Below are 19,512 nucleotides of genomic sequence, written 5' to 3'. Positions count from 1 at the left end.
GCATCAGCACATCGGATGGACGTCGCGATTGAGCGCGCCCGTGCGGAATCGCTCCAGCCTGGGATTGGCAGCGCGCTCGCGCCCATATCCACAATGGAGTGGCTGCGCCCCCTCGGCCAGCGCCCGCACCACGTGCAGGCCGCTCGTTGCCACATCAGGCGCCGTCACGTCGGCAAGTGCGACGCGGATGCCCCGCCCACGCAGCGCGGCAGCACAGTCGACAAGCGTCACTTCGTTGCCTTCGTCAGGCATGTCGGCGAGGCAAACAGGCGGTGGTGCGCCGACATCGAGGAACCCCAGCGCGGCCGCACGATGCCGCGGCACGTAGTACAGCGCGTGATCAAGGAAGGACGTTACCTGTGCCGGTTCGTCCGGTATCCGCTGTGAGCCAGACTGCATTGTCTCGCGGATATAAGGCCCTGAAAATCCCTGCTCCAAAGCCGCCGCACGGAGCGCGCGCCTGACGGATTGGTGCGCACCAAGCGCGACGGTTACGCCCGGCCACTCCTGGCCATCGCCGAACGCAAGCGAGAGCACGACCGGGATGCCCGAGCCGACATCGAGCAGATGGAACCGGACCTCGGCGCCGAGTGCCTCCAGGCCACGAACGACCTCGCTGGTATCCGGATCGCATTCGTTGCCGAGGACGAGGCGGGCCGCTGGCAGGCGACACAGCCATGTCACCATGAATGCATCGCGTTCCACCAGCTCGAACAGGGCGCGACGACCGGCATCCTCGAAATCCCGCCCGGCCGCCAGGCCGCTGGACGTCACCTGAGCGAAGCGGTCATCGATTTCGCTGTAGAAGGCGAGCCGGGCAGGGGCCCAAACGTGTTCCCCCGTATCGGCCCAGCGCGCTGCAATCCACTGATGCGGGCGCTCCGGGGCGAACCGGACAAATGGAAACCCGACGCTGTCGTACTGCTGGTCCTCGTACAACGCCATGCGGCGAGGATCGAGGCGCTCTCCCACAAGCCCGTCGATGTGGGCCACCGTCACGATGTCGTCTCGGACACGGGTGGCGGAATATCGTTCAAGCCCTTCTGCGAGAGCGCCGACCAGCGCCTCGCCGCGTGTCATCCCCTTGCCTCCGATCGCCTCCAGGGGGCCGTCGTAGGGGCGGCTAAAGCCGGTCGTGGCCTTTGCGTCCGAATAAGCGGCAAGCGTGCCGTGCGCCGTGTATGGAAGCGATCCCCTGGCGACCGTCCTCTCCCTGGCGCGCAGGGCGGGGAGGATGCCGGTCCTCGAATCGACCCAGCCCTGAGCCAGATCCCGTGCCTGTCCACCGTTTTCGGCCGAGGCCAGTCCGTCCCAGTCGACAGATGGCACGTTTGCATGGGCAGCGCCGCCACACAGCTCGCACCATGGCAGCGGCACGACCTGATGCCGCGTGGTCGAGAGGGTGAGCAGGTTCTGGACGACCAGCTGTCGGCTCAGCTCATCGCGCCGGGAGAAACCCAGGAGCTGAATTGCCCAGAGCGCCGCGGCATGGCCAATCAGACCGTTCATCGGCGCCAGCGCGGCGCGCTGACCATCGAATCCGGACCCAATCTGGGCCCGGCGATGGATGCGATGCACTGTCCATGGCTCCGGCACGTTCGCCAGCAGCCGATGCCGGCAGCAATCCCAGCAAGGCGGCCGACCATCAACCACGGCTGGACCCAGAACCGCCTCCGAGCCCTGCAGCGATGCAAACAGCGCCGTCAGCTTCCGTGCGGCGATAAAACGGGCAAGCTCGCGCTGGCGGGCAATCGCGAACGGCGAGAGGCCGCCCAGGACGAGATCCCATCCGTCGCCCGCCAATTCGGCGCCCGCCGAAACCTTGCACGAGGGCGCTGCAGCCGCCAGACGTCTGGACAATTCGCGTTGCGGTGCGTTGGCCTCGTCGTCGAGGAAGTGAATGCCGCCGATACCGGATGTCGCCAATTCGGTCACCGCGTTGGTGACCCAGGGCTCGGATCCAACGACGAGCACGCGCGCACGCCGCAGCTTGCCTTCGGCGCCAGCCTCGTCGCAGAAGGCAAGGAATCGCCTCTGTTGCGCGCATGGCCCATTGTCCTGCCCCAATGGCTCGACAATGCCGTGGCGTTCAAGCAAGCCGAGCAAGCCTTGCAGGTTGGAGGCATTGCCGGCGCCGATCGCCTCTTCGGCGTCGCGCCATTCGGCCACGCCGTCGAGAAAAGGCAGGATGCTCTCGACGAAGCGGCTTGCGTCCTTTCCGGGCAAGAGCAGGTCGCCGAAGGTCGAATGCAGGATCGCACCGTCGCTCGTGCATTCTATGCAGGCCGAAGGAACCAGCTTGTAGCGATCCGGACGTGTCGGCATGAGTCAGCTGGCCATCGCCGCCGGCTCGCTCCTGATCGACGACACGTAGGCGAGCAGCAATCGGTCGGGCATGTTGTCGAGGGCACTGGGACATGGACGCCAACCCTCGAGCCAGCCTTTCGGGCACGCACCTCCACACACAGGCAGCATCCGGCAAGTCGAGCACGGATATTTGCCCGCAGCGACATGGGTGTTGAAATCGCCAAGCTTCTGGCGGGCCGACCGGTTTTCGCCCTCGGTGACATCGCCGGTTTGCAAACTGTCGTCCTGATGGGTCGGGACGTATGGTGCCTCGGTGCAGTTGAACAGCCCTCCAGATGCATCGACCAGCATGCCGTCATGCTGCACCGCAAGGCAGACAATAGGCTTCCTTGGCGGGATGAGCCCAACGTCAAAACCGTTCAGCATCATTTCGGCGAACCACTCTATCTCGTGGCTGGCAAACTCTTCCCGTGGCAGCGACGCCTTGTCGGCATCATTTCCCCATGAGTGGATGGGTGCAACGTAGTAGCCGATCCGGTGCTGCACGCCGGCATCAGCCAGCATGCGGATGAGCGGTGACACCGCTTGCCAGTTCGAAGCATCGACATTGGTCCGCAGTTTGATCTCGACGTCGAGGTCATCCCGGCTTGCCAGCGCGACGAGGTTTTGGAAAATGCGATCGAAGGTCGGCCGTCCGTTCTTCATGGAGCGGCGTTCGTTGTGGAGGGCGGCTACACCGTCAAGTGTCAGATCGATGTTGCTGACGGAGTATTCCTTGACGAGTTCGGTCGCCCGATCAGAGGTCAGCGCCAGGCCGTTGGTTATGATGCGGCTTGTGTACTTGCAGCCATACTGTTCCGCCAGCCGGCGAATCCTGGGTGTAAAGGCACGTATGACCTTCATGCCAAGCAGAGGCTCGGCTCCAAACCAGCACAGCTGTACAGCGCGGTACGAACCGGCGCGAAGCTTGTTCTCGGCGATGGCAAGGAAAGCGGTCTGATGGTGCTCGGCAAGCCAGCGATTGGTATGCTCCTGACCACAATAGGGGCATCCAAGCTGGCAGGCGGCCGTGGGACATACCACAAGCGACAGAACCGGGTTGCGGTCGATCGCGGCGTTGTTCTGGTTTACAATGCTCGCGAGCTCGTTCTCGCCGGCGGCGACCAGCAGCTTGATCCCTGCGAGATCCTCAACGATGGTCGAGTCGATTTCCGAAATGCGGCCGGCTCCGATCTGTTGCCATAGATTGTCGTCAAGAACGCGAACTTCAGCGGTGCGCGTGGCGAATACCACGCGCCTCGCTGCCTGAGCCCGCTCATCCACGAAGCGCGGGCTGACAACATGATAGTGGGAGAGTTCGAGGCTCTCGGGCATCGAACTCAGCGCTCCGGTTGGCTAATCTGGTCAGCTAGCGCTCCGCAAGTGCATGCTGTGTTGCAACTGGTGTTGTTGTCTTCCAGCGCACGTCCCACCCGCAACAATTTGTCGGCTGGCGACCTCAGATGCGCAACCGCATCGTCGAGGCGTATCTTTGCTTCAATCAGTATCGACGCAAGCTGCTGGGCGTCTACCTGGGCTTTCTGGTCAGCCATCTCAATCTCCGATCCGAACCAAGTGATGCACCTTGTCGTAACTATTGAATTGCGACGCAATTTCCGCCGCCGCCGCCACCCCCTCCACCACCGCAAGAACACGCCGTATTGCAGCCGGTGTTGTTGTCGTCGAGTGCGGCTTTTCTTTTGAGGATACTGTCAATAGGCACGCCTGCGGCTTTCAATTGAGATACTGCATTATCTAGACGAACGCTCGCCTCACGCAAAACTTCAGCAAGAGCTTTCGCCTCAACCTGTCTCTTGTCGTTGGTAGCCAATTTGAGCCTCCTATCATCTTCAAATACTCTATAGGTATGCTCTTATTTTCCAAACTCGTCAATATATCTTCGTTTACAATTGTAATCAACTTCCATAAATATCTTCATTTACAAAGACATGAGGCTCAAGTTGTGACAAATTTACTGAAATGCATTCCAACTCATAATTTAGAAAGTAAATAGTAAATCTTTATGGTTTCGAGTATAAATACTTGTTTCTCAAGGAGATTGCCCGCTTGCTGCATGAAGCGCGCGACGCTGGCTCGTATGCCCGGCACAATGCGCCCGGCCGATCGCGGAACGCGAATGCAGTCGTGAAATTGCTCTGTCAGCGGCTCTGGGGCGAGGCTTCCGGCGGCGCCGAGCGCTCTTTGCGCAAGGGCACGGCGATCACCTCGAACAGAGGACGTTTGCGGTTCGGAAGGCTGCCTGAAGACGGCGCGGCAGGCACCGCGCGGTGCCTGCCCGTTGGAGGTCAGGCACCCCTGGCGGCCGATGCCACACGCGTCGGCGATCCATTCAGGCGCGGCACCACGACGAGGCGGGCGACCTTGCCCCTCTTGAAGGCGGCAAGGAAGCGGGCATAGTCGCGGAAGACGACGCAGCCATTGGACTCGGCGCGGCCGCCGCGCAGCATGTAGGTGTGGGCAAGCAGGCCGTTGCGGTTATACTTATTGCCGCCGTTCACCGGCGTCAGGCGCAAGGCCTCGACGCCATGGAAGCGCGATTCGCGCAGCGACAGATTGTAGGTGTTGGGTGGTGTCGGGCCGCGATCCTTCTGGTCGACATAGCGCGGCTGATCGACCATGGCGCCGAGGCCCGAATGCGCCTCGAGCCGCTGGCCATCCGGCATGTAGACGGTCTTGGCGCTGATGTCGTAGATGGCGACGCCATTGCCGGCTCCGCTCCTGGAGCCCGGCGAGTTGAACAGGTTCCTGAACGCCTGGCCGAGGCCGCCCGAAGGCGTGTCCGGCTTGGCATAGGCCAGCACGTCGCCGCCATCCGCTGGCCGGCCTCGCCGGGCCGGCTTTGCCGGCTGGGCCTGCTGGATCGTCTCACGGGCCGGCTTCGGCTGCTGGGCGGGTCTGGGCTGCTGCTGGACGGGCTTTGTCGACTGCTGCACGACCTTGGGCGGCTGCGGCGCATCGAATTGCGGGCGCTGGGTCGGAAGCGGCACGTCGTCGGTCAGCGCGTCGGGCAGCGAGGCGGCATCGCCGGGCTGCTCCTGCTGGATTTCGACAGGCGAGACCGCGATATCGGCCGACGATTCCTCGATCGGCAGCGGCGAGGCGAACGCCACGTCGTCGACCGGCAGCGACTGGACGAGGGCAAGCGCCAACTGTGCGTTGTCTGGCGCCTCCGCGTCCGACTGGGCAAAGCCCATCGGCTGTGGCGCGGTCTGCACGACGGAGCCGGTATCCATCCGGGCGAAGCGTTCCGCCGCAGGAGCCGGCATGTCATCCGACAGGCTGGCCATGACCGTGACGGATGGCACCAGGGACGCTTCAGTAATTTGCGGCGCAACAGCAGAAATGACAGGGTGCGCGGATGCATTGACCGCGCCGGCAGGTTTTCCGGCGCCGGCAAAGGCAGCGGCGAGCCTCGTCGGCGACAGCGACGCTTCCATGCGTTCGAAACGCTCTTGCGATTTCGATTTTACGACCATCGGTACCGGCTTTGCCTGCGCCACGAGGCGAGCGGATTTCTCCGTCTGGGGGCTCACCCCGGCCAGCTTGAAGCAGCCGGCGCCGCATTGCACGGCATGGTCGCGCAGCGCCCGCGCGCCGCCATGGGCATTGGCCAGCACGAACGGCGCCGAAGATGTCAGGAAACGCTGCTTCAGCGGATCGGCCAGGGCAAGCGATCCCGGTATCGAAAGCGTCTGCGGCAGGCCGCCTGATGTCGCCGACAGCGAGGCGCCGACGGAGCTCAGGCCAGCCATGGTGCCGACCAGCCACAGGCCGACGGCAGCGCCGACGCTGGGCACGGCGACCCAGCGGATGATCCGTTCAGGGTTGAAGGAAGAGGAACGTGGCGCGTCGCAGGCGGTCTCGCCGTCCCAACGCTGGTCCCCGACAGTTTTTTTACTCAAGAACGCCATGCAACCAATCTTGCTCCAATCGGCTCCCACGTCCGCGGCTGTGATAGCCGCGACGACCATTCTGTGAGTGATCCCAGGTGGTCCCCGACGCGTTTGCCGCGCCTGTCGTTAGTTGCCGATTGCTTCAAAATATGGACAAAGTTGGTTAACCAATCCCTCTCAAAACCAACCGAGAGACGTGGACTTTTTGCCCTAGAAGGCTTGTCCACGACCATGAACGCGGTATTGCAGCCCTTCCAATGCCGTTTTGCTGCCTGTTTTTTCCGTGCGAGTCAAGCAAAACAGCCGTTGCTAGGCCGTAGACTCATAAGCGCGAAGCCACAGTCGCATTGAGGCGAGCTGGATCATGGCGAGGAAGTTAGCTGCCAGTTTGTCGTACCGTGTAGCGACACGGCGGAAATGCTTCAGCTTGGAGAAGAAGCGTTCGATCAGGTTGCGCTCGCGATAGAGGCGCTTGCTGAAGCACGGCTTCCAGCGCCGGTTGCTCTTCGGTGGGATGTTGGGCGTGGCACCGTGCTGCTGGATCAACTCCCGGATACGGTCGGCATCGTAGGCCTTGTCGGCCAGGACGATAATGCGCGGGCCGAGATGGTCGAGCAATCGATCGGCGATCTGCCCATCGTGCGTTTGTCCCGCCGTCAGGCCGAGCCGGATCGGGAGTCCTTGCGCGTCGACGACGACGTGGATTTTGGTCGTGAGGCCACCTCGGCTGCGACCGAGACAATTATCTGCGCCCCCCTTTTTGCCGTCGCAGCCTGCTGGTGCGCCCGAATGGAAGTGCTGTCGATCATCTGGATTTCACCATGATGGGCTCGGCTGATGGCGTCCATCAGCCGAGCCCACACGCCTGCTTTTCGCCAACGCGAGAAGCGGTTGTAGCAGGTGGTGCGTGGCCCATAGCGCTCGGGCAGGTCGCGCCATGGCGCACCGGAGCGCAGCACCCAGAAGATTCCGTTTAACACGCGTCGGTCATCGACGCGCGGCACGCCTCTAGGTTTGTTGGGTAACAGCGGTTCGATCACGCGCCACTCGAAGTCGGTCAGGTCATATCGGCTCATGTAGAGCCTGAATCACAATCCCGCGCGATATGGAAGCGAGTTGGCAAACCCATCAAAATCAGACGTTCCGCGCCACAGCCTAATCGTAGTAGCCCGGTCCGAATGTTATCGCGGACATCACAGGTTGATCGGCTTCGCCCGTCGAGGACCAGACGCCTATACCAAGCTGCGTTGAGGTTGCGCCATCCGGCCCCAAGCGTAACTTCGGGTCGAGAGATTGGAGAATCTGTGTCGCTTCGCCCATCGATACCGAGATAAGAGCCAATCCGTTCAACGTCGGGTTGCTTGGGCTTGCAAACTCCAAGGCCTCCAGGCGCTCGTCAGAATCATAGTAGGCAAAAACGCCTGCATCCGCCCAATAATCTGTCGGATTGCCTTCGGGTGTACGCTTAAACGGCTGGTGCTTATCACCGAAAAATGTCCGAACGCTTCCTTTGGTTGATCCAATCGGAAGACCTCTCAATCCGCCGCCGGGTTCTAATGCGAGTTCAGTCATTCCTCGACAATATGTGCGATCGGTCAAACGACGCAATGATCGCTTTTCACCCATCTCCCTCATTCCCATTTATGGGTTCACGACCTAATTTATCCAAAATGCCGTTCAGCGGGTCATGCGACAACGGCCCGCGCCATTGAGTGTTGCTGAATAAGCCTCCGGCACCGGCAAAACTGTTGCCCGCTTGCCACAAATTCATCGCCCGGACGGTCGCCCCTCGACGGCCATTGATACACGTCGTCAAGGCTAAGGTGCCGGTGCCCTATGACCGGAATGCCGAAGTGCCGAAGTGCCGCTGAACGACAAGAAGGCGTTCATCGAGTGGATGGTGGCCAATCGCGGCGAGGACCCGAAGTTGCTGGCCGAGCGCTTCGATCGCTTCCAGATCATGGTCTACAACAAGGATGTGCTGGATGACCGCAACAAGCGCGCCTTCCTGTTGACGCCGCGCGAAGAGTTCGTCCTGCCGCAGAATCTGGGTCGCGCCTATGATCACGCTTTCCTCGACACCGGCTATGGCGTGACCATTTCCGGTCCGCATCTGGTCGGCCGCATGACGACGGCCATCGATGTCAAGCTCGGCGAATCCGTACTCGAGATCGGCACCGGCTCCGGCTACCAGTCGGCCTATCTGGCCAATCTGACCGACAAGGTGCACACGATCGAGATCATCAATCCGCTGGCGCAGCGCACCCGCCGCACCCTTGCTTGCCTCGGACGCCGCCCACGACAGCTTCGTCACGCGTGCTTTCGTCGGCAATCCCCTACAATGGTTGCTCGGCCGACTACACGGATTTGCGCGTTAATTGAACCACAGCGCAAAGGTCAGGAATCCACTGCCGCCGAACTGGCGCTGGATCTGGTCGAAATCGTCACTGGTCAGGATAGTGCCGCTTTCGAGATAGGGCGCGATGGCAGGGCCGGTGATCGACAGCACCAGGTCGAAGGGTTTTGGCTCGTCGAAGAAGCGCTTCATGTTGATGCCCTTGCCGGTGATGCGGAAATGCGGCAGCAGCAAGCGGCCTTCCAAAAGATCCTCGGCCATGGTCAAGGTGGCGAGCCAGGCCTGGACCTGTTCCTCGCCGACTTCGAGGCCAGTGAGTGGATTCTCACCCTTCTGCTGCGGTCCCGGCAGCCATTCGCGATCATTGTCGGTCTCGGCGCGGATCGCCTTCCAGTCCTCGCGCGACAGCCGGATCATCTCCAACAGATGGCGACGCGCCGCCTGCCGGCGTTCCGGTTCGGCCACCGGCCAGTTGACGAGATGCACCAGCGAGATGAAATCGGCGATGCGCCATTCCGACGAGAAGATGCTGCTGCCCATGTCACTGCTCGGCGGCACGAGAATGTCCTGCAACGGCAGTTTGGCGCGCGGGAACAGCATGTGGAAGGAACCGTCGAAAGTGCTCCTGAAATCATGCGCCAGCCAGAAATCGGCCTGCGCCATCAGGAACTCGGAATAGCCCTGCAGCCAGAAACCGTCGGCGCGATCGAAGCGGAAGGTCAGCGCGGGCGTTGCATCGTCCGGCACGCTGCCGCCGCGCGACAGAGCGGCTATGATGGCGGCCATGCTCTCATCCGGCGTGATCGCGCCGTCCTCGTTGAGGTCGATGCCGACATGGGTGAGGTCGATGACCATGCCGATATCGGCATCGGCCGGCACCGAGCCCAGCGTGGCGGCGGATTTCTCCAGCCGGTCGCGGAAGGCGACCAGGATGGCGCGGAACTGCTCATAGGTCAGCGGCTCGGGATTGGGATTGTCCGGCACCGGCAGCCGCATCAATGGCAGCATGAAGGATTGCGGGCTCTCGAAACCATGGCGGTGCAGGCCCTTGGCGAGCAGCTCCAACGCGGTGAAGAACTCGCCGGCGCCGGCCGCATAGGCAGATGCCGGATCTTTTGGCGCGGCAGCCTCCAGCGTCGACAGGGCCGTGTCGCGCGTGGCCACGGTCTTGGCCTCGAACAAAGCGGTTGCGGCTTCGGGCATTGCGGCGTGCGCGGAAGACAAAGGCGCAAGCACAATAAAGGCGGATGCCAGCAGGCTTGCTATTCGTGTCATCTTTTCCCCCATGCGTTGGTCGCGCCGGCGACCATAACGCATTTGCGGTGCCGCGCCTATCAGCGCCGAGGCGCGGGCTGTCATCGTTGCACGATTGTCGACGGATGCGCTTCAACCCTCAAGGCGGACGGTCTACACAAGGCAAACGATTGGGCATGGGCGTGTCGAACTATCCATTTTCCTACAAACTGTCGTGGCTGCCCCGTTTCCTGAAGCCGTCGCTCGGCGGCGACGTCCATGGCTTTGCGCCGGCCGCTGCAACGATGATCGATCCACCGCCGAAGCGGACGGCGCGGCTCGCCTTCATCGGCGACATCTCAGCGGTCGCCAATCGCAGCGCGCCGCAATGCGATCCTGCGATCGCGAAGCTGCTTGGTTCCGCCGATCTGGTGATCGGCAATTGCGAAAGTCCTGTCGTGGACCGGCCGAGCGCGGTGCTTGGGACGCGGCTTGGCACACACCATGCCATGACCGGACGGTTTCTGGCCGGGGCGCTGGCGGCCGTCGGCATCGCACACGAAAAGCTCGTGCTGTCGCTGGCCAACAATCATGTGCTCGACCAGGGCGTCGCCGGTTTCGACGCGACGGTGGCAGCGCTGACGCGGCTCGGCATCCGCACCATCGGCCTGGCCGCCGGCGGTCCAGTCCAGCGCTTCGCTGCCGGGCCGCTGAATGTCGGCTTCGCCGCCTTCACGCTGTGGCGCAACGCCGATGAAAACCTGTTCGCCGGCCGCGTGTCGATGGACAGCGATCCGGCGCACTGGCCGCGCGATGGTGTCGATCTTCTCTGCGCGGTGCCGCATTGGGACTGGGAGTTCCGGCATTTTCCGCGCGCCGAGACTCAGGCGCTGGCCAGGCGGCTGGCCGGGCAGGACGTCGGGCTGGTCGCCGGCCACCACGCCCATGTCGTGCAGCCGGTGGAGCGGATCGGCCGCACGATCGTTGCTTATGGGCTCGGCGATTTCCTCGGCACCGCCCTTGCCCGCCAGCCATGGCCGGGTCGTATCGGCGGAATCCTCGTCGTCGATGTCAGCGCCGACGCCGGCACGCGCGGCGCGATCGCGTCTTACCGGCTGCATCCCTTCGTGCGCTTGCGCGCCGGCGACCATGAGCGGCTGCTGCCGGTAGAGGCGCTGGAGGGGCGAATGCGTGGCAAGGTGGAGGGTCGGCTGAGGGCGATCTTTCCCTCTCCCCTACCTACCGCCTAACCGTCTGGCGGCCTCTGCAAAACCGACTATCATGTGCCGGCAGAGGCAGGCTTGCGAGGGGTGGCGATGGAAACAGCGGATTTCATGCCGAGCGAGGCGGTCACCGCCGGCATCCGGAAAGACATCGAGACCTATGAGGCGGCAAGGGCCTGGGCGGTTCGCCAGGTGCGCTGGCGGGTGCCGCTGTTCGTCGGCCTTGTGCTGGTGTTCGTGGCGCTGGTCGCCTGGCTGTTCAACAAGGTCGCCGACCCCAACGAGCAATGGTTCTCGACGCCACATGTGTTTCTCTATGGCATCGGCTTGGTGGCTTCGAGCGTGCTCTACTTCCAGGCCATGAAACCGGCAACGCGGCTGCAGCAATCGTTCCGCGAGACGCTGCTGCCAATCATCTTCGGCTTCATCGGGGATATGCGTTACCAGCATGGAGGGAGGCCGAACTCTTTCGACCGGCTGCCACGCGAGGCGGTCGGCGCCTTCAACAAGCAGTCGTTCGATGATGTCGTTTCGGGCCGCTACGAAGAGTTTCCGTTCGAGCTTTACGAAGCAGAACTGCGAGTAGGGTCGGGCAAGGATTCATCGACAGTCTTCAAGGGTGTCATCGTCGCTTTCGAAGCGATCGAGCCGTTCCCGGGGGTATTGGTGGCGACGCGGCGAACCAATGCGGTCGTCGGCTTCTTCCGCGGCATGTTCGCCAGCAAGATGCAGGACTTGTCGTCCGGTGTGCCTGAGCTCGACGCCGCCTATGAATTCCGCACCGACAATGTCGAGGCGGCGCGGCCGCTGGTGACCGGCCGCCTGGCGCAGGCGCTGAAATGGCTGGGCGAAACATGGCCCGACGATCCGGCCCGCGTAGCGCTCAACGGCAGCGACGGTTTCCTGCTGTTGCCGCAGACGAAGAATTTCTTCGAGCTGCCGGATATCTCGGTACCGCTAGACTACACCAGGCATGTCGCGCCCATGATCTCGGACATGGCCGCCATGTTGGCAACGGCGGCGCTGGTGCGAAAGATAGGCGCGAAAGACGAGATCGGTTGATCGCTGTCAGCAGTCGAAGCCGTATTTGTCGCGCATGTAGTCCGCTTCTTCTTTCGACATTTTCTCGAACATCACACAGACGGTGAAGCTGCCGACCTGACGCCCACCGCTTCTGTATCCCCAGTCGGAAATGTCGTCCCTGGTGAATTCTATGTTCTGGCCGAGGACGACGGTGTGCACTCCTTCCGGCTGGTTCGCCAGTATACCGACGAAACCGGTCTCGGTGCGGCGGAACGGTATGACCCAGAAGTGTTCGGTGACATTCCCGTCCCGCACCTTGACCTTCAGTTTGAACCTGTCTGTCCCAGGGGGAGGAGCCTCGGACAAGGCGAGGAATTCATCCAGTCTGGCGCGCGCCTTCGCGGTGGCCAGAGCCATATCGGGATCGTCGGGGGTAAATATGACCGTTCTGTCGTCGCCCGGATCCACGCCTTGTGCGCCGGCCAATCCCCGAGCAAGCGCCAGCATCAGGGATATCACGGTCCGGACTGCAAGCATCATTGAATGGCCCCCTTCACCGCAACGGTCGACACCATCGTGCATCTGTTCCCGGTTTGCAACCAGAGCGCGAGTTTCATCCGTTTTTTTGGGTCGGTTTGAACTGATCCATGAAACAAAAATTGTACCGATGACCGGTCAGCAATCTGTTTCGTGATGCCGCCGGAGGTGGATTGCGGCGGCTGCGTGGTGATCGAAGGCCGCCCGCCACAATCGGCCAAGTGACTCTTTTCGTGGAGAGAAGTGCACTTGCTGGAGGCAACCAAAGCAGCCGGCGGTTGCATCGACGGCAGGCAATGTGTCGGAATTAAGCCTATGATATTGTTTGCGAAAATTCACTCAACGTGATTTGCGGAGGGCACGCTTTCCGGTCCAGTTTCGGGCCGTTCGGTGCTGTCGTTTCTCAAGCTGGCAGCCCGGAAAACCGAAACAGCACGGAGTGCTCTCGATGAAGAAGACCCTCGCAACCACCGCCGCTCTGCTCGCCTTCCTTGGCACGGCCTATGCCGCAACCGTTCAGGGCACCATCCAGGCCGTCGATCCGACGACCAAGTCGATCACCCTCGACGACGGCAAGATCTACCAGCTGTCGCCGGAAGCGACGGTCGGCAAACTGAAGGTCGGCGCCAAGGTGGCGGTGACCGTCGACGACAAGACCGGCATGGTGACGTCGATCAAGAAAGCTTCGTAGACGCGAGCGTATCAGCAGACCTGCTGACCGAACTTTTCAGACCCTGTTCCATTCTCGTGGCCGGTTCCTTCGGGGATCGGCCACTTTCATTTCCTTCGCCACTCGTCGCCAGGCGGCCAGGTGGAGCGCAGTCCTGACAGCGCGGCTATGGTTTTTGCCAAGAAGCCGCGCTATCCCTTGGCCAACGGGGGGATATCCATGGCCGAGGAACAAAAAGGGTTTCGCCTGTCGCGGCGATTGCTGCTGGGTGCGGCTGTCGTCGGCGGTGCGGTGCTGTGGGGCGGCACCACGGTGGCACGGCTGGCGCGAGGGCCTTCGGGACCGAAGAACGCAGGCCGCATCGCCGATATCGACGGCATCGCGCTGCCGCTGAAGCCAATTGCCAGTCCGCCGGCCTTTGACCCTTCGCTGCCCTGGTCGGCAAAAGGCGGTGACATCAACGACGCCAGCGGCCTGTCGATGACGCCGGTCTATGGCGTGGTCGAGGTCAGCGAGGAAGACCACATCGCCAAGGCGCTGGGCTTCGCGCGCGCCAACAGCCTGAAAGTGTCGCTGGCCGCCATCCGACATTCGATGGGCGGGCACGCCTTCGACGACAATGCGCTGGTGCTCGACCTCAGAAAGTTCAACAAGGTCACCGTCGATGCGGCGGCCAAGACCATGACCCTGCAGCCGGGCGCGCGCTGGCACGACATCCAGAACCTTTTGCATCCGCATTTCGCGGTGAAGGCGATGCAGTCGACCGACATCTTCTCGGTCGGCGGCTCGCTGTCGGTCAATGCGCATGGCATGGATCACCAGGCGGGTTCGGTTGCCGGCTCGATCCGGTCGATGCGGGTGATGCTGGCCGATGGTTCGGTGACGACCTGCTCGCCGACCGAGAACACCGACCTGTTCCGCCACGTCGTCGGCGGCTACGGCCTGTTCGGCGTGGTGCTGGAGGCGACGCTCGATATCGTCGACAACGTGGTCTACCGCACCTCGCGCGAAATCATCAAATCGGACGATTTCCCGAAATTCTTTGCCGATGTGCTGGAGCCGAACAAGGAGATCGGCCTGTTCTACGGCCATCTGTCGACGGCGCCGGGCAATTTCCTCGAGGACATGATCGTCTATCGCTACGACAAGGTGGCCGACCAGCCGCCGGCCGATCAGCCTGAGATCGGCGAGCCGGGCTCGGTCGGGCTGAAGCGGGTGATCATCAATATGGCGAAATGGGGCAGCCTGTTCCAGCAGCTGAAATGGTTCACCGAAAAGACGCTGGAGCCGAAATTCGAAAGCTGCACGGTGGCGCGCACCTCGGCCATGGCGGAGGGCGAGGCCTGTCTCGTCACCCGCAACAACCCGATGCACGATTCGGTGCCGTATCTGTTCAATGACCTGATGGATGAGACCGACATCCTGCACGAATATTTTATTCCTCGCGCTGCCTACAATCCATTCATAGCCGAGGCGCGGGAGATCCTGCGCAACCAGTCACTGCCGGTGCTCAACGCCTCGGTGCGCATCGTCCACAAGGAGGATGTCGCGCTGACCTATGCGCCGGAGCCGGCCTATTCGCTGGTGCTCTACATCAACCAGCCGACCGATGCCGACGGCAATGCGAGAATGCGGACGCTGACGCGGGCGCTGATCGACGTGACGATCAAGCATGGCGGGCGGTTCTTCCTGCCCTATCAGCTGCATTACACCGCCAGGGAGTTGCTGGCGTCCTACCCCGAGTTGCCGGCCTTTCTGGCGGCGAAACGGCAATATGACCCGACGGAACTGTTTTCCTCGACCTTCTACCGTGCCATCAAGGCGCTGAGCGGAGTGGTGTAGACGTCAGGAGAACAACCGATGCGGATGGTATCAGCGGCGGCACTCACGCTCATGGCGCTTTGCGCTGGACCGGCGCAGGCCGAGGATCTCAAGGCTTTCAAGCTGACGATCGACGGGGTGACGGTCGATATCGATCCCGGCGAAAGTGCAAACGTAACACTGCCCGGTGGCAAGCAGGCCAAGGTGACGCTTGAGCGCAACGACTTCGCCACCTTTTCCGGCGGCAGTTTCTCCTTCGTCCATCCGAGCAACATTTCGGTGACCAAGACCGATCTCGGCGAGAACATCACGCAATATCTGATGGCGTCGGCGCTGGGCACGATCGTCGTCGTGCAGGAATACGGCAAGATGAATCCGGTGTCGCTCAACCAGCTGATGCTGCAGGAAATGACCAAGGAATCGGTGCAGGCCGGTGCAACGCTGACGCAGCAGCCGACGACGCGCAAGCTCGCCGACGGCAAGGAACTGACCGGTATCACAGCGACGGTGAAGACACGCACCGACACCGCCGATTTCGAGATCGTCGGCTTCGGCCTTGCCGATCAGGGGCTGCTGTTCATCACGCGCGTTGCCAGCGAGGACGCGGCCACCGAAAAGCCGCTGATCGACAAGTTCTGGCAGAGCCTGAAGGTCAAGCTGTAGGGGCTTTGTTTCGACGCAATTCCCTAAGGGAAAGCTTAGAGGCCCTTCGGCACCAGTCCGGCCAGCCAGTTGGCCGACCGCTTCGCCGCGTCGGCGGTCGCGGACACGGCGCGGCCAAGATCGGTCTTGACCACGGCATAGCCATTCTTCGTACGATAGAGCACGCCGGTTCCGCCATCGACCACTTGCTCATAGGCGACGGGCCGGGCGGCCTCCGCTTCCATGGCCGTCGTCGGTGCGCCGACCGGAACGCTCGGCCGATGGCTCAATTCAGGCGGCAGCGGGCTCTCGATTTTAACGACCCTGCTGACGGGTTTCAGCTCCGGGCGGGACGCGGTCGCGGCCAGTTGCGAGGACGACGACGAGCCCTTCGCGCGGCAGATGCCTGAAATGACCGGATAGTTGAAATTGCGCTCGTGCAGCATCTGGCTTTTCATCGCCGCTTCGCACTCGGCAATGGTCGACCACTTGGCCGGCGTCTCGCCGATATACTCGCACAGCTTGGCGTCGCAGTCGCAGCCTACAATCGTCATGGCGACAAGGGCGGTCTTGATCACGGTCTTGTCCCTTCGAGATTTTGGGCGACATGCAACAATCCATCGCGCGCGAACAAGGCGGGATTTGGCCGCGATTGTGGAATGAGCGTGGCGGAGCGCCGAACAGTCGATCTATCGAGTGGCCGGCGAGATCCGTTTGAGGAAGCTCGCGATCAGCCGCACCACATCGTGCGGACGTTCAACCTGCGGGATGTGGTTGACGCCATCGAGAACCGCCAGTTCGGCGTGCGGAAACAGCGAGGCGATCTCTTCGCCCTGTTCGAGGGGCGTGGTCGTATCCTGGCGTCCCCAGATGACGAGAACGGGCGGCGTGAAGGTGCGATAGTTCGCGGGGTTGGCGGCAAGGGATTTTCGTTCGTCGTTATACAGGCCGCTAAACAGCCAGTGGCCGACCGCATCGGTCGTGCCTTCGACATTGAATGGCCGTGCGTAGATCGCGGTACGTTCAGCGGTGACGAGGTTGTCGTTCTCAATGAAGGAGCGCAGGCCCGGTCCGACCATCAACGGATTGGTGAAGGTGGAGGCGGTTAGCAGTTCGCGAGGCCATCGCAGGTTCAGGAGAGCGGCAAATGGCAGGGTGGGCGCCTCGGTCCGGCCGAGGCCAAGTGCCACGTCGAGCAGAATGAGCGAGTCGATGCGAGCCGGGGCCGAGAAGGCGGCTTCGATCACGCCACCGCCGCCATAGGAGTGGACACCGATGCTGAAATGGCGAAGGCCGAGCGCGTCGGCGAAACCGAGGACGCGTTTTGCGTGGGCGGCGCGCGAATAATCCTGGTCGGCCGGTCTTTGCGAATAGCCAAAGGGAGGCATGTCGGGCGCTATGACGCGAAAGCCCTGTTCTCCCAATGGCGCGGCGATATCGCGGTATGTCTCGGCCCAGGAGGCGGTGCCGTGGAACAGGAGCAGCGGCGGCCCGTCCTGGGGCCCCCAGACCTGATAGTGTATCTTCAGGCCATCGACGGTGGCAAACAGCGCTCCCGCCGGGGCTGCCTCCTCGGGTGACAGGTTCTCTCGCAGCGCCGCCGCGCTGCGAAAGCCGACAAGCACGACCACAATGAGCACGACCAGCGTGAGCGCAAGCCAGCCGACGATGCGGATCAGTTTGCGCATTGCCAGGCTATCGTCTCAATAGTCATAGACGTGTTCGAGCCTAGCGCCTGACTTGATCAGAGCCGGCAGCACGAGATGCAGCTTGCGCACGGCGACGGTCAGCCCGGTGCGGCGCGTGGCGGGATCGGCGGGCAGCGGATAGCTGAACAGGATGCGGATGCCATCGGGGACAGCGATCGTATCGGTCGAAAGCACGGTGACCATGATCTCGTCATTGCCGCCGATTTCGACGAAGGAGACGCCCTTGTCGATCAAGCGCGGGATCATCTCGGTAAACACCTGGTAGCGCTTGGTGACGAAGATGGTGCCGTCGGCGCCGTAGTCGCGCTCAAGCAAGGTGTCGGGTTCGTTGCGCGTCGCTTCGCCGACCGGCCCCTTGGCCCAGACATGGATATCGAGGAATGCTGGTGGGGATGTGGCTGCGAGCGCCTGCCTGATGAGGTCGGCGTAGCCCTGCTTGATGGTGTCGGCGAGGCCGAAGGCGAGCTTGCGCTCGCTGGTGCGGATGGAGCTGTCGCCCGGCGCCGGCTGCACGGCAAACAGGCTGGCGCGCTTCTGCGCATAGGGGAATTGATACCACGGCACCTGGTCGAGGAACGCGGCATAATCGGCCGCCACCTTGGCCTGATAGATGTCGGCGGCGGTGCGCTTGCCTGATGTCGCCTCGGTGATGCGGCCGACCGTGTTCTCATAGGCCCATTGCAACATATGTTCGATGCTGTGGCTGGTGCCGATGATGACCAGCATCTGGTGGTTGGCATAGTTGAATTTGTAGGGAGAGCTGGCGCGGATCACCATGGCGTAGTCCTGCCAGAAGCGGCCGACATAGGACCAATAGGGAAAGCTGCTCGGCTGGTTCTTGTCGACGAAGCCGGCATATTCGCGCGCGGCGTAGACGATCGCCCATTCCGGGTAGGTGAGGAAGGTCGATTCCTCCGGACGCTGGTAGCCGGGGATCTCAGCGCGAACCTTGTCGGCCAGTGCCTTGGGCGGGGCGCCGTCGGCAATGCCGGGCAGCGGCGCCTTGTCCAGCGACGACGTCGTCAGGAAGCCATAGCTCAGCCCGACGATCGGGATCAGGATGACGATGACGATCAGCCACAGGATCGTCTTGACGATGCGCTTCAGCCAGCGGAACAGGAACATGGCCGGTCAGGCCGTGGCGAAGTGGTCGTGTATGCGCTTCGACAGCCAGAAGCCGACATAGACGGCGAAGCCGCCAATGACGATGTGCGGCAGGTTGGCGAAGAAGCGGGCCGGGAATTCGATATCGTTGAGGGAGCGGAAGCCGTTGATGAAGATACCGGCGTCCAGGCAGCCGGAACCGGTGATCAGGCCAAGCACGCCATCGAACAGATAGACCGAGCCGAACAGCTTGAAATAGAACACCGCCTGCCGGTGCGAGATGAAGGCGGCGGCCAGCGCCCAGACGCCAGAGAAGGCGTGCAGCAGGTCGTCATACCATTGCAGCGAGAACAGGCCGAACAGATTGCCGTTGGCATCGTTGAACGCCGGTATGTAGCCGATGGCGACGACGCCGAAGAACAGGAACGCATAGGCAACGGCAAGCTTCTGGATCAACGTCATAAAGTATCCCCCTTCAGGGAGCCCATTCGCTAACGCTACTCTGCCGGACGCCTGACGCGGTTTTCCGCGCTTCCGATGCTCACGGACCCAAATGTCCGCTGCGCTTCGGAAACCCACGCCATGCACCTCTGCAGAGCGCGTTATCAAACGGACTCCGACGACGCCGAACGTAGCTGATTTTAGCGCCGGGTTGCAGCCCTATCCGAAAACAGCGTAAAAATTGTAGGGGATAGCCAAAAGACAGTCGGCGCCGGGATTTCTCCCAGCGCCTCCCTGTCAGATCAGGACACGGTCGCGGCAGCAACTTCCGTAAAGTCGTCGCGCCATGCCGGCCTTGATTTTGACGGTCCTGCCAGTCCGCCACCCGAGGGCAGCGTCCGTTCTGGACCACGCCGGTCTCCGCCCTTGCGAGCCTTGCCCAGCGCCATCGAAGGTTTTTGCCGTCCTTCATGGCAGCATCGGTCCGCCGTCG

Annotated in this window: 18 protein-coding genes and 1 pseudogene; 6 read left to right on the top strand and 13 right to left on the bottom strand. The window is 62.3% G+C overall.

Features of this window, described 5'->3' with window-relative positions; genetic code table 11:
• Positions 1–3: 3 nt before the first annotated feature.
• From ACFSQT_RS10195 to ACFSQT_RS10165, 7 genes are all read right to left on the bottom strand, one after another.
• Positions 4–2,325 (bottom strand): TOMM precursor leader peptide-binding protein, encoded by a 2,322-nt coding sequence (locus tag ACFSQT_RS10195; protein WP_379018183.1) that lies wholly within the window; start codon positions 2,323–2,325, stop codon positions 4–6.
• Positions 2,326–2,328: 3 nt separating this feature from the next.
• The gene (locus ACFSQT_RS10190) at positions 2,329–3,681 is read right to left on the bottom strand and encodes a radical SAM protein (protein ID WP_379018182.1); all 1,353 of its coding nucleotides are present in this window, start codon (positions 3,679–3,681) and stop codon (positions 2,329–2,331) included.
• A gap of 5 nt (positions 3,682–3,686) precedes the next feature.
• Positions 3,687–3,899 carry a hypothetical protein gene (locus ACFSQT_RS10185; protein WP_379018181.1) on the bottom strand — a complete coding sequence of 71 codons (213 nt, stop codon included), beginning with the start codon at positions 3,897–3,899 and terminating at the stop codon, positions 3,687–3,689.
• A gap of 41 nt (positions 3,900–3,940) precedes the next feature.
• Positions 3,941–4,177, bottom strand: a complete 237-nt coding sequence (locus tag ACFSQT_RS10180) for a hypothetical protein (RefSeq protein WP_379018180.1) — start codon at positions 4,175–4,177, stop codon at positions 3,941–3,943.
• A gap of 475 nt (positions 4,178–4,652) precedes the next feature.
• Entirely contained in the window at positions 4,653–6,278 is a 1,626-nt protein-coding gene (locus ACFSQT_RS10175) for a DUF2778 domain-containing protein (protein WP_379018179.1), read from the bottom strand.
• Between the two features lie 291 nt (positions 6,279–6,569).
• Positions 6,570–7,336 (bottom strand): IS5 family transposase gene (locus ACFSQT_RS10170; protein ID WP_379018080.1). Its coding sequence is split into 2 segments (ribosomal slippage): positions 6,570–7,012 and positions 7,012–7,336, totalling 768 coding nucleotides; the frame shifts between segments, so codons are not numbered across the junction.
• Between the two features lie 79 nt (positions 7,337–7,415).
• Positions 7,416–7,886, bottom strand: a complete 471-nt coding sequence (locus tag ACFSQT_RS10165) for an RNA-binding protein (protein ID WP_379018079.1) — start codon at positions 7,884–7,886, stop codon at positions 7,416–7,418.
• Between the two features lie 271 nt (positions 7,887–8,157).
• Between ACFSQT_RS10165 and ACFSQT_RS10160 the strand changes: the two are divergent.
• A pseudogene (locus ACFSQT_RS10160) lies at positions 8,158–8,490 on the top strand (protein-L-isoaspartate O-methyltransferase family protein); the annotation flags it as partial.
• A 144-nt stretch (positions 8,491–8,634) separates the two neighbouring features.
• Here ACFSQT_RS10160 and ACFSQT_RS10155 read toward each other — a convergent pair.
• Complete coding sequence (locus ACFSQT_RS10155; RefSeq protein ID WP_379018178.1) at positions 8,635–9,891, bottom strand: hypothetical protein; 1,257 nt, start codon at positions 9,889–9,891, stop codon at positions 8,635–8,637.
• A 161-nt stretch (positions 9,892–10,052) separates the two neighbouring features.
• Between ACFSQT_RS10155 and ACFSQT_RS10150 the strand changes: the two genes are divergently transcribed.
• Together ACFSQT_RS10150 and ACFSQT_RS10145 are read left to right on the top strand one after the other, a co-directional pair.
• The gene (locus tag ACFSQT_RS10150; RefSeq protein ID WP_379018177.1) at positions 10,053–11,099 is read left to right on the top strand and encodes a CapA family protein; all 1,047 of its coding nucleotides are present in this window, start codon (positions 10,053–10,055) and stop codon (positions 11,097–11,099) included.
• 66 nt (positions 11,100–11,165) lie between these two features.
• Positions 11,166–12,134 (top strand): hypothetical protein, encoded by a 969-nt coding sequence (locus ACFSQT_RS10145; protein ID WP_379018176.1) that lies wholly within the window; start codon positions 11,166–11,168, stop codon positions 12,132–12,134.
• Positions 12,135–12,140: 6 nt separating this feature from the next.
• Here the strand turns inward: ACFSQT_RS10145 and ACFSQT_RS10140 are convergent, their stop codons facing one another.
• Positions 12,141–12,635, bottom strand: a complete 495-nt coding sequence (locus ACFSQT_RS10140) for a YegJ family protein (protein WP_379018214.1) — start codon at positions 12,633–12,635, stop codon at positions 12,141–12,143.
• A 445-nt stretch (positions 12,636–13,080) separates the two neighbouring features.
• On the opposite strand from ACFSQT_RS10140, the gene ACFSQT_RS10135 reads away from it, so the two are divergent.
• From ACFSQT_RS10135 to ACFSQT_RS10125, 3 genes are all read left to right on the top strand, one after another.
• On the top strand, positions 13,081–13,323 hold the full coding sequence (locus ACFSQT_RS10135) for a DUF1344 domain-containing protein (protein ID WP_140745412.1): 243 nt from the start codon (positions 13,081–13,083) through the stop codon (positions 13,321–13,323).
• 198 nt (positions 13,324–13,521) lie between these two features.
• Entirely contained in the window at positions 13,522–15,144 is a 1,623-nt protein-coding gene (locus tag ACFSQT_RS10130) for an FAD-binding oxidoreductase (RefSeq protein WP_379018175.1), read from the top strand.
• An 18-nt stretch (positions 15,145–15,162) separates the two neighbouring features.
• Positions 15,163–15,786, top strand: coding sequence for a cupredoxin domain-containing protein (locus ACFSQT_RS10125; RefSeq protein ID WP_379018174.1), 624 nt, complete (start codon positions 15,163–15,165; stop codon positions 15,784–15,786).
• Between the two features lie 35 nt (positions 15,787–15,821).
• On the opposite strand, the gene ACFSQT_RS10120 is transcribed toward ACFSQT_RS10125, so the two are convergent.
• The 4 genes from ACFSQT_RS10120 to ACFSQT_RS10105 form a co-directional block, all read right to left on the bottom strand.
• Complete coding sequence (locus ACFSQT_RS10120) at positions 15,822–16,343, bottom strand: hypothetical protein (protein WP_379018173.1); 522 nt, start codon at positions 16,341–16,343, stop codon at positions 15,822–15,824.
• Positions 16,344–16,454: 111 nt separating this feature from the next.
• Complete coding sequence (locus ACFSQT_RS10115; RefSeq protein ID WP_379018172.1) at positions 16,455–17,453, bottom strand: alpha/beta fold hydrolase; 999 nt, start codon at positions 17,451–17,453, stop codon at positions 16,455–16,457.
• Between the two features lie 15 nt (positions 17,454–17,468).
• The gene (locus ACFSQT_RS10110) at positions 17,469–18,599 is read right to left on the bottom strand and encodes a hypothetical protein (RefSeq protein WP_379018171.1); all 1,131 of its coding nucleotides are present in this window, start codon (positions 18,597–18,599) and stop codon (positions 17,469–17,471) included.
• 6 nt (positions 18,600–18,605) lie between these two features.
• Positions 18,606–19,040, bottom strand: a complete 435-nt coding sequence (locus ACFSQT_RS10105; RefSeq protein WP_095090901.1) for a DUF4383 domain-containing protein — start codon at positions 19,038–19,040, stop codon at positions 18,606–18,608.
• Positions 19,041–19,512 lie beyond the last annotated feature (472 nt).

Source organism: Mesorhizobium calcicola, assembly GCF_042682105.1.
Classification (GTDB): Bacteria; Pseudomonadota; Alphaproteobacteria; order Rhizobiales; family Rhizobiaceae; genus Mesorhizobium; species Mesorhizobium calcicola.
The sequence above is the reverse complement of the archived record's forward strand: the minus strand, read 5'-3'. Positions and strand labels throughout refer to the sequence as shown.

Coding starts and splice junctions, on each gene's coding strand:
- ACFSQT_RS10145 (WP_379018176.1), top strand. CDS start 11,166: ATGGAAACAGCGGATTTCATGCCGAGCGAGGCGGTCACCGCCGGCATC.
- ACFSQT_RS10115 (WP_379018172.1), bottom strand. CDS start 17,453: ATGCGCAAACTGATCCGCATCGTCGGCTGGCTTGCGCTCACGCTGGTC.
- ACFSQT_RS10155 (WP_379018178.1), bottom strand. CDS start 9,891: ATGACACGAATAGCAAGCCTGCTGGCATCCGCCTTTATTGTGCTTGCG.
- ACFSQT_RS10190 (WP_379018182.1), bottom strand. CDS start 3,681: ATGCCCGAGAGCCTCGAACTCTCCCACTATCATGTTGTCAGCCCGCGC.
- ACFSQT_RS10125 (WP_379018174.1), top strand. CDS start 15,163: ATGCGGATGGTATCAGCGGCGGCACTCACGCTCATGGCGCTTTGCGCT.
- ACFSQT_RS10185 (WP_379018181.1), bottom strand. CDS start 3,899: ATGGCTGACCAGAAAGCCCAGGTAGACGCCCAGCAGCTTGCGTCGATA.
- ACFSQT_RS10195 (WP_379018183.1), bottom strand. CDS start 2,325: ATGCCGACACGTCCGGATCGCTACAAGCTGGTTCCTTCGGCCTGCATA.
- ACFSQT_RS10110 (WP_379018171.1), bottom strand. CDS start 18,599: ATGTTCCTGTTCCGCTGGCTGAAGCGCATCGTCAAGACGATCCTGTGG.
- ACFSQT_RS10165 (WP_379018079.1), bottom strand. CDS start 7,886: ATGGGTGAAAAGCGATCATTGCGTCGTTTGACCGATCGCACATATTGT.
- ACFSQT_RS10130 (WP_379018175.1), top strand. CDS start 13,522: ATGGCCGAGGAACAAAAAGGGTTTCGCCTGTCGCGGCGATTGCTGCTG.
- ACFSQT_RS10175 (WP_379018179.1), bottom strand. CDS start 6,278: ATGGCGTTCTTGAGTAAAAAAACTGTCGGGGACCAGCGTTGGGACGGC.
- ACFSQT_RS10105 (WP_095090901.1), bottom strand. CDS start 19,040: ATGACGTTGATCCAGAAGCTTGCCGTTGCCTATGCGTTCCTGTTCTTC.
- ACFSQT_RS10140 (WP_379018214.1), bottom strand. CDS start 12,635: ATGATGCTTGCAGTCCGGACCGTGATATCCCTGATGCTGGCGCTTGCT.
- ACFSQT_RS10135 (WP_140745412.1), top strand. CDS start 13,081: ATGAAGAAGACCCTCGCAACCACCGCCGCTCTGCTCGCCTTCCTTGGC.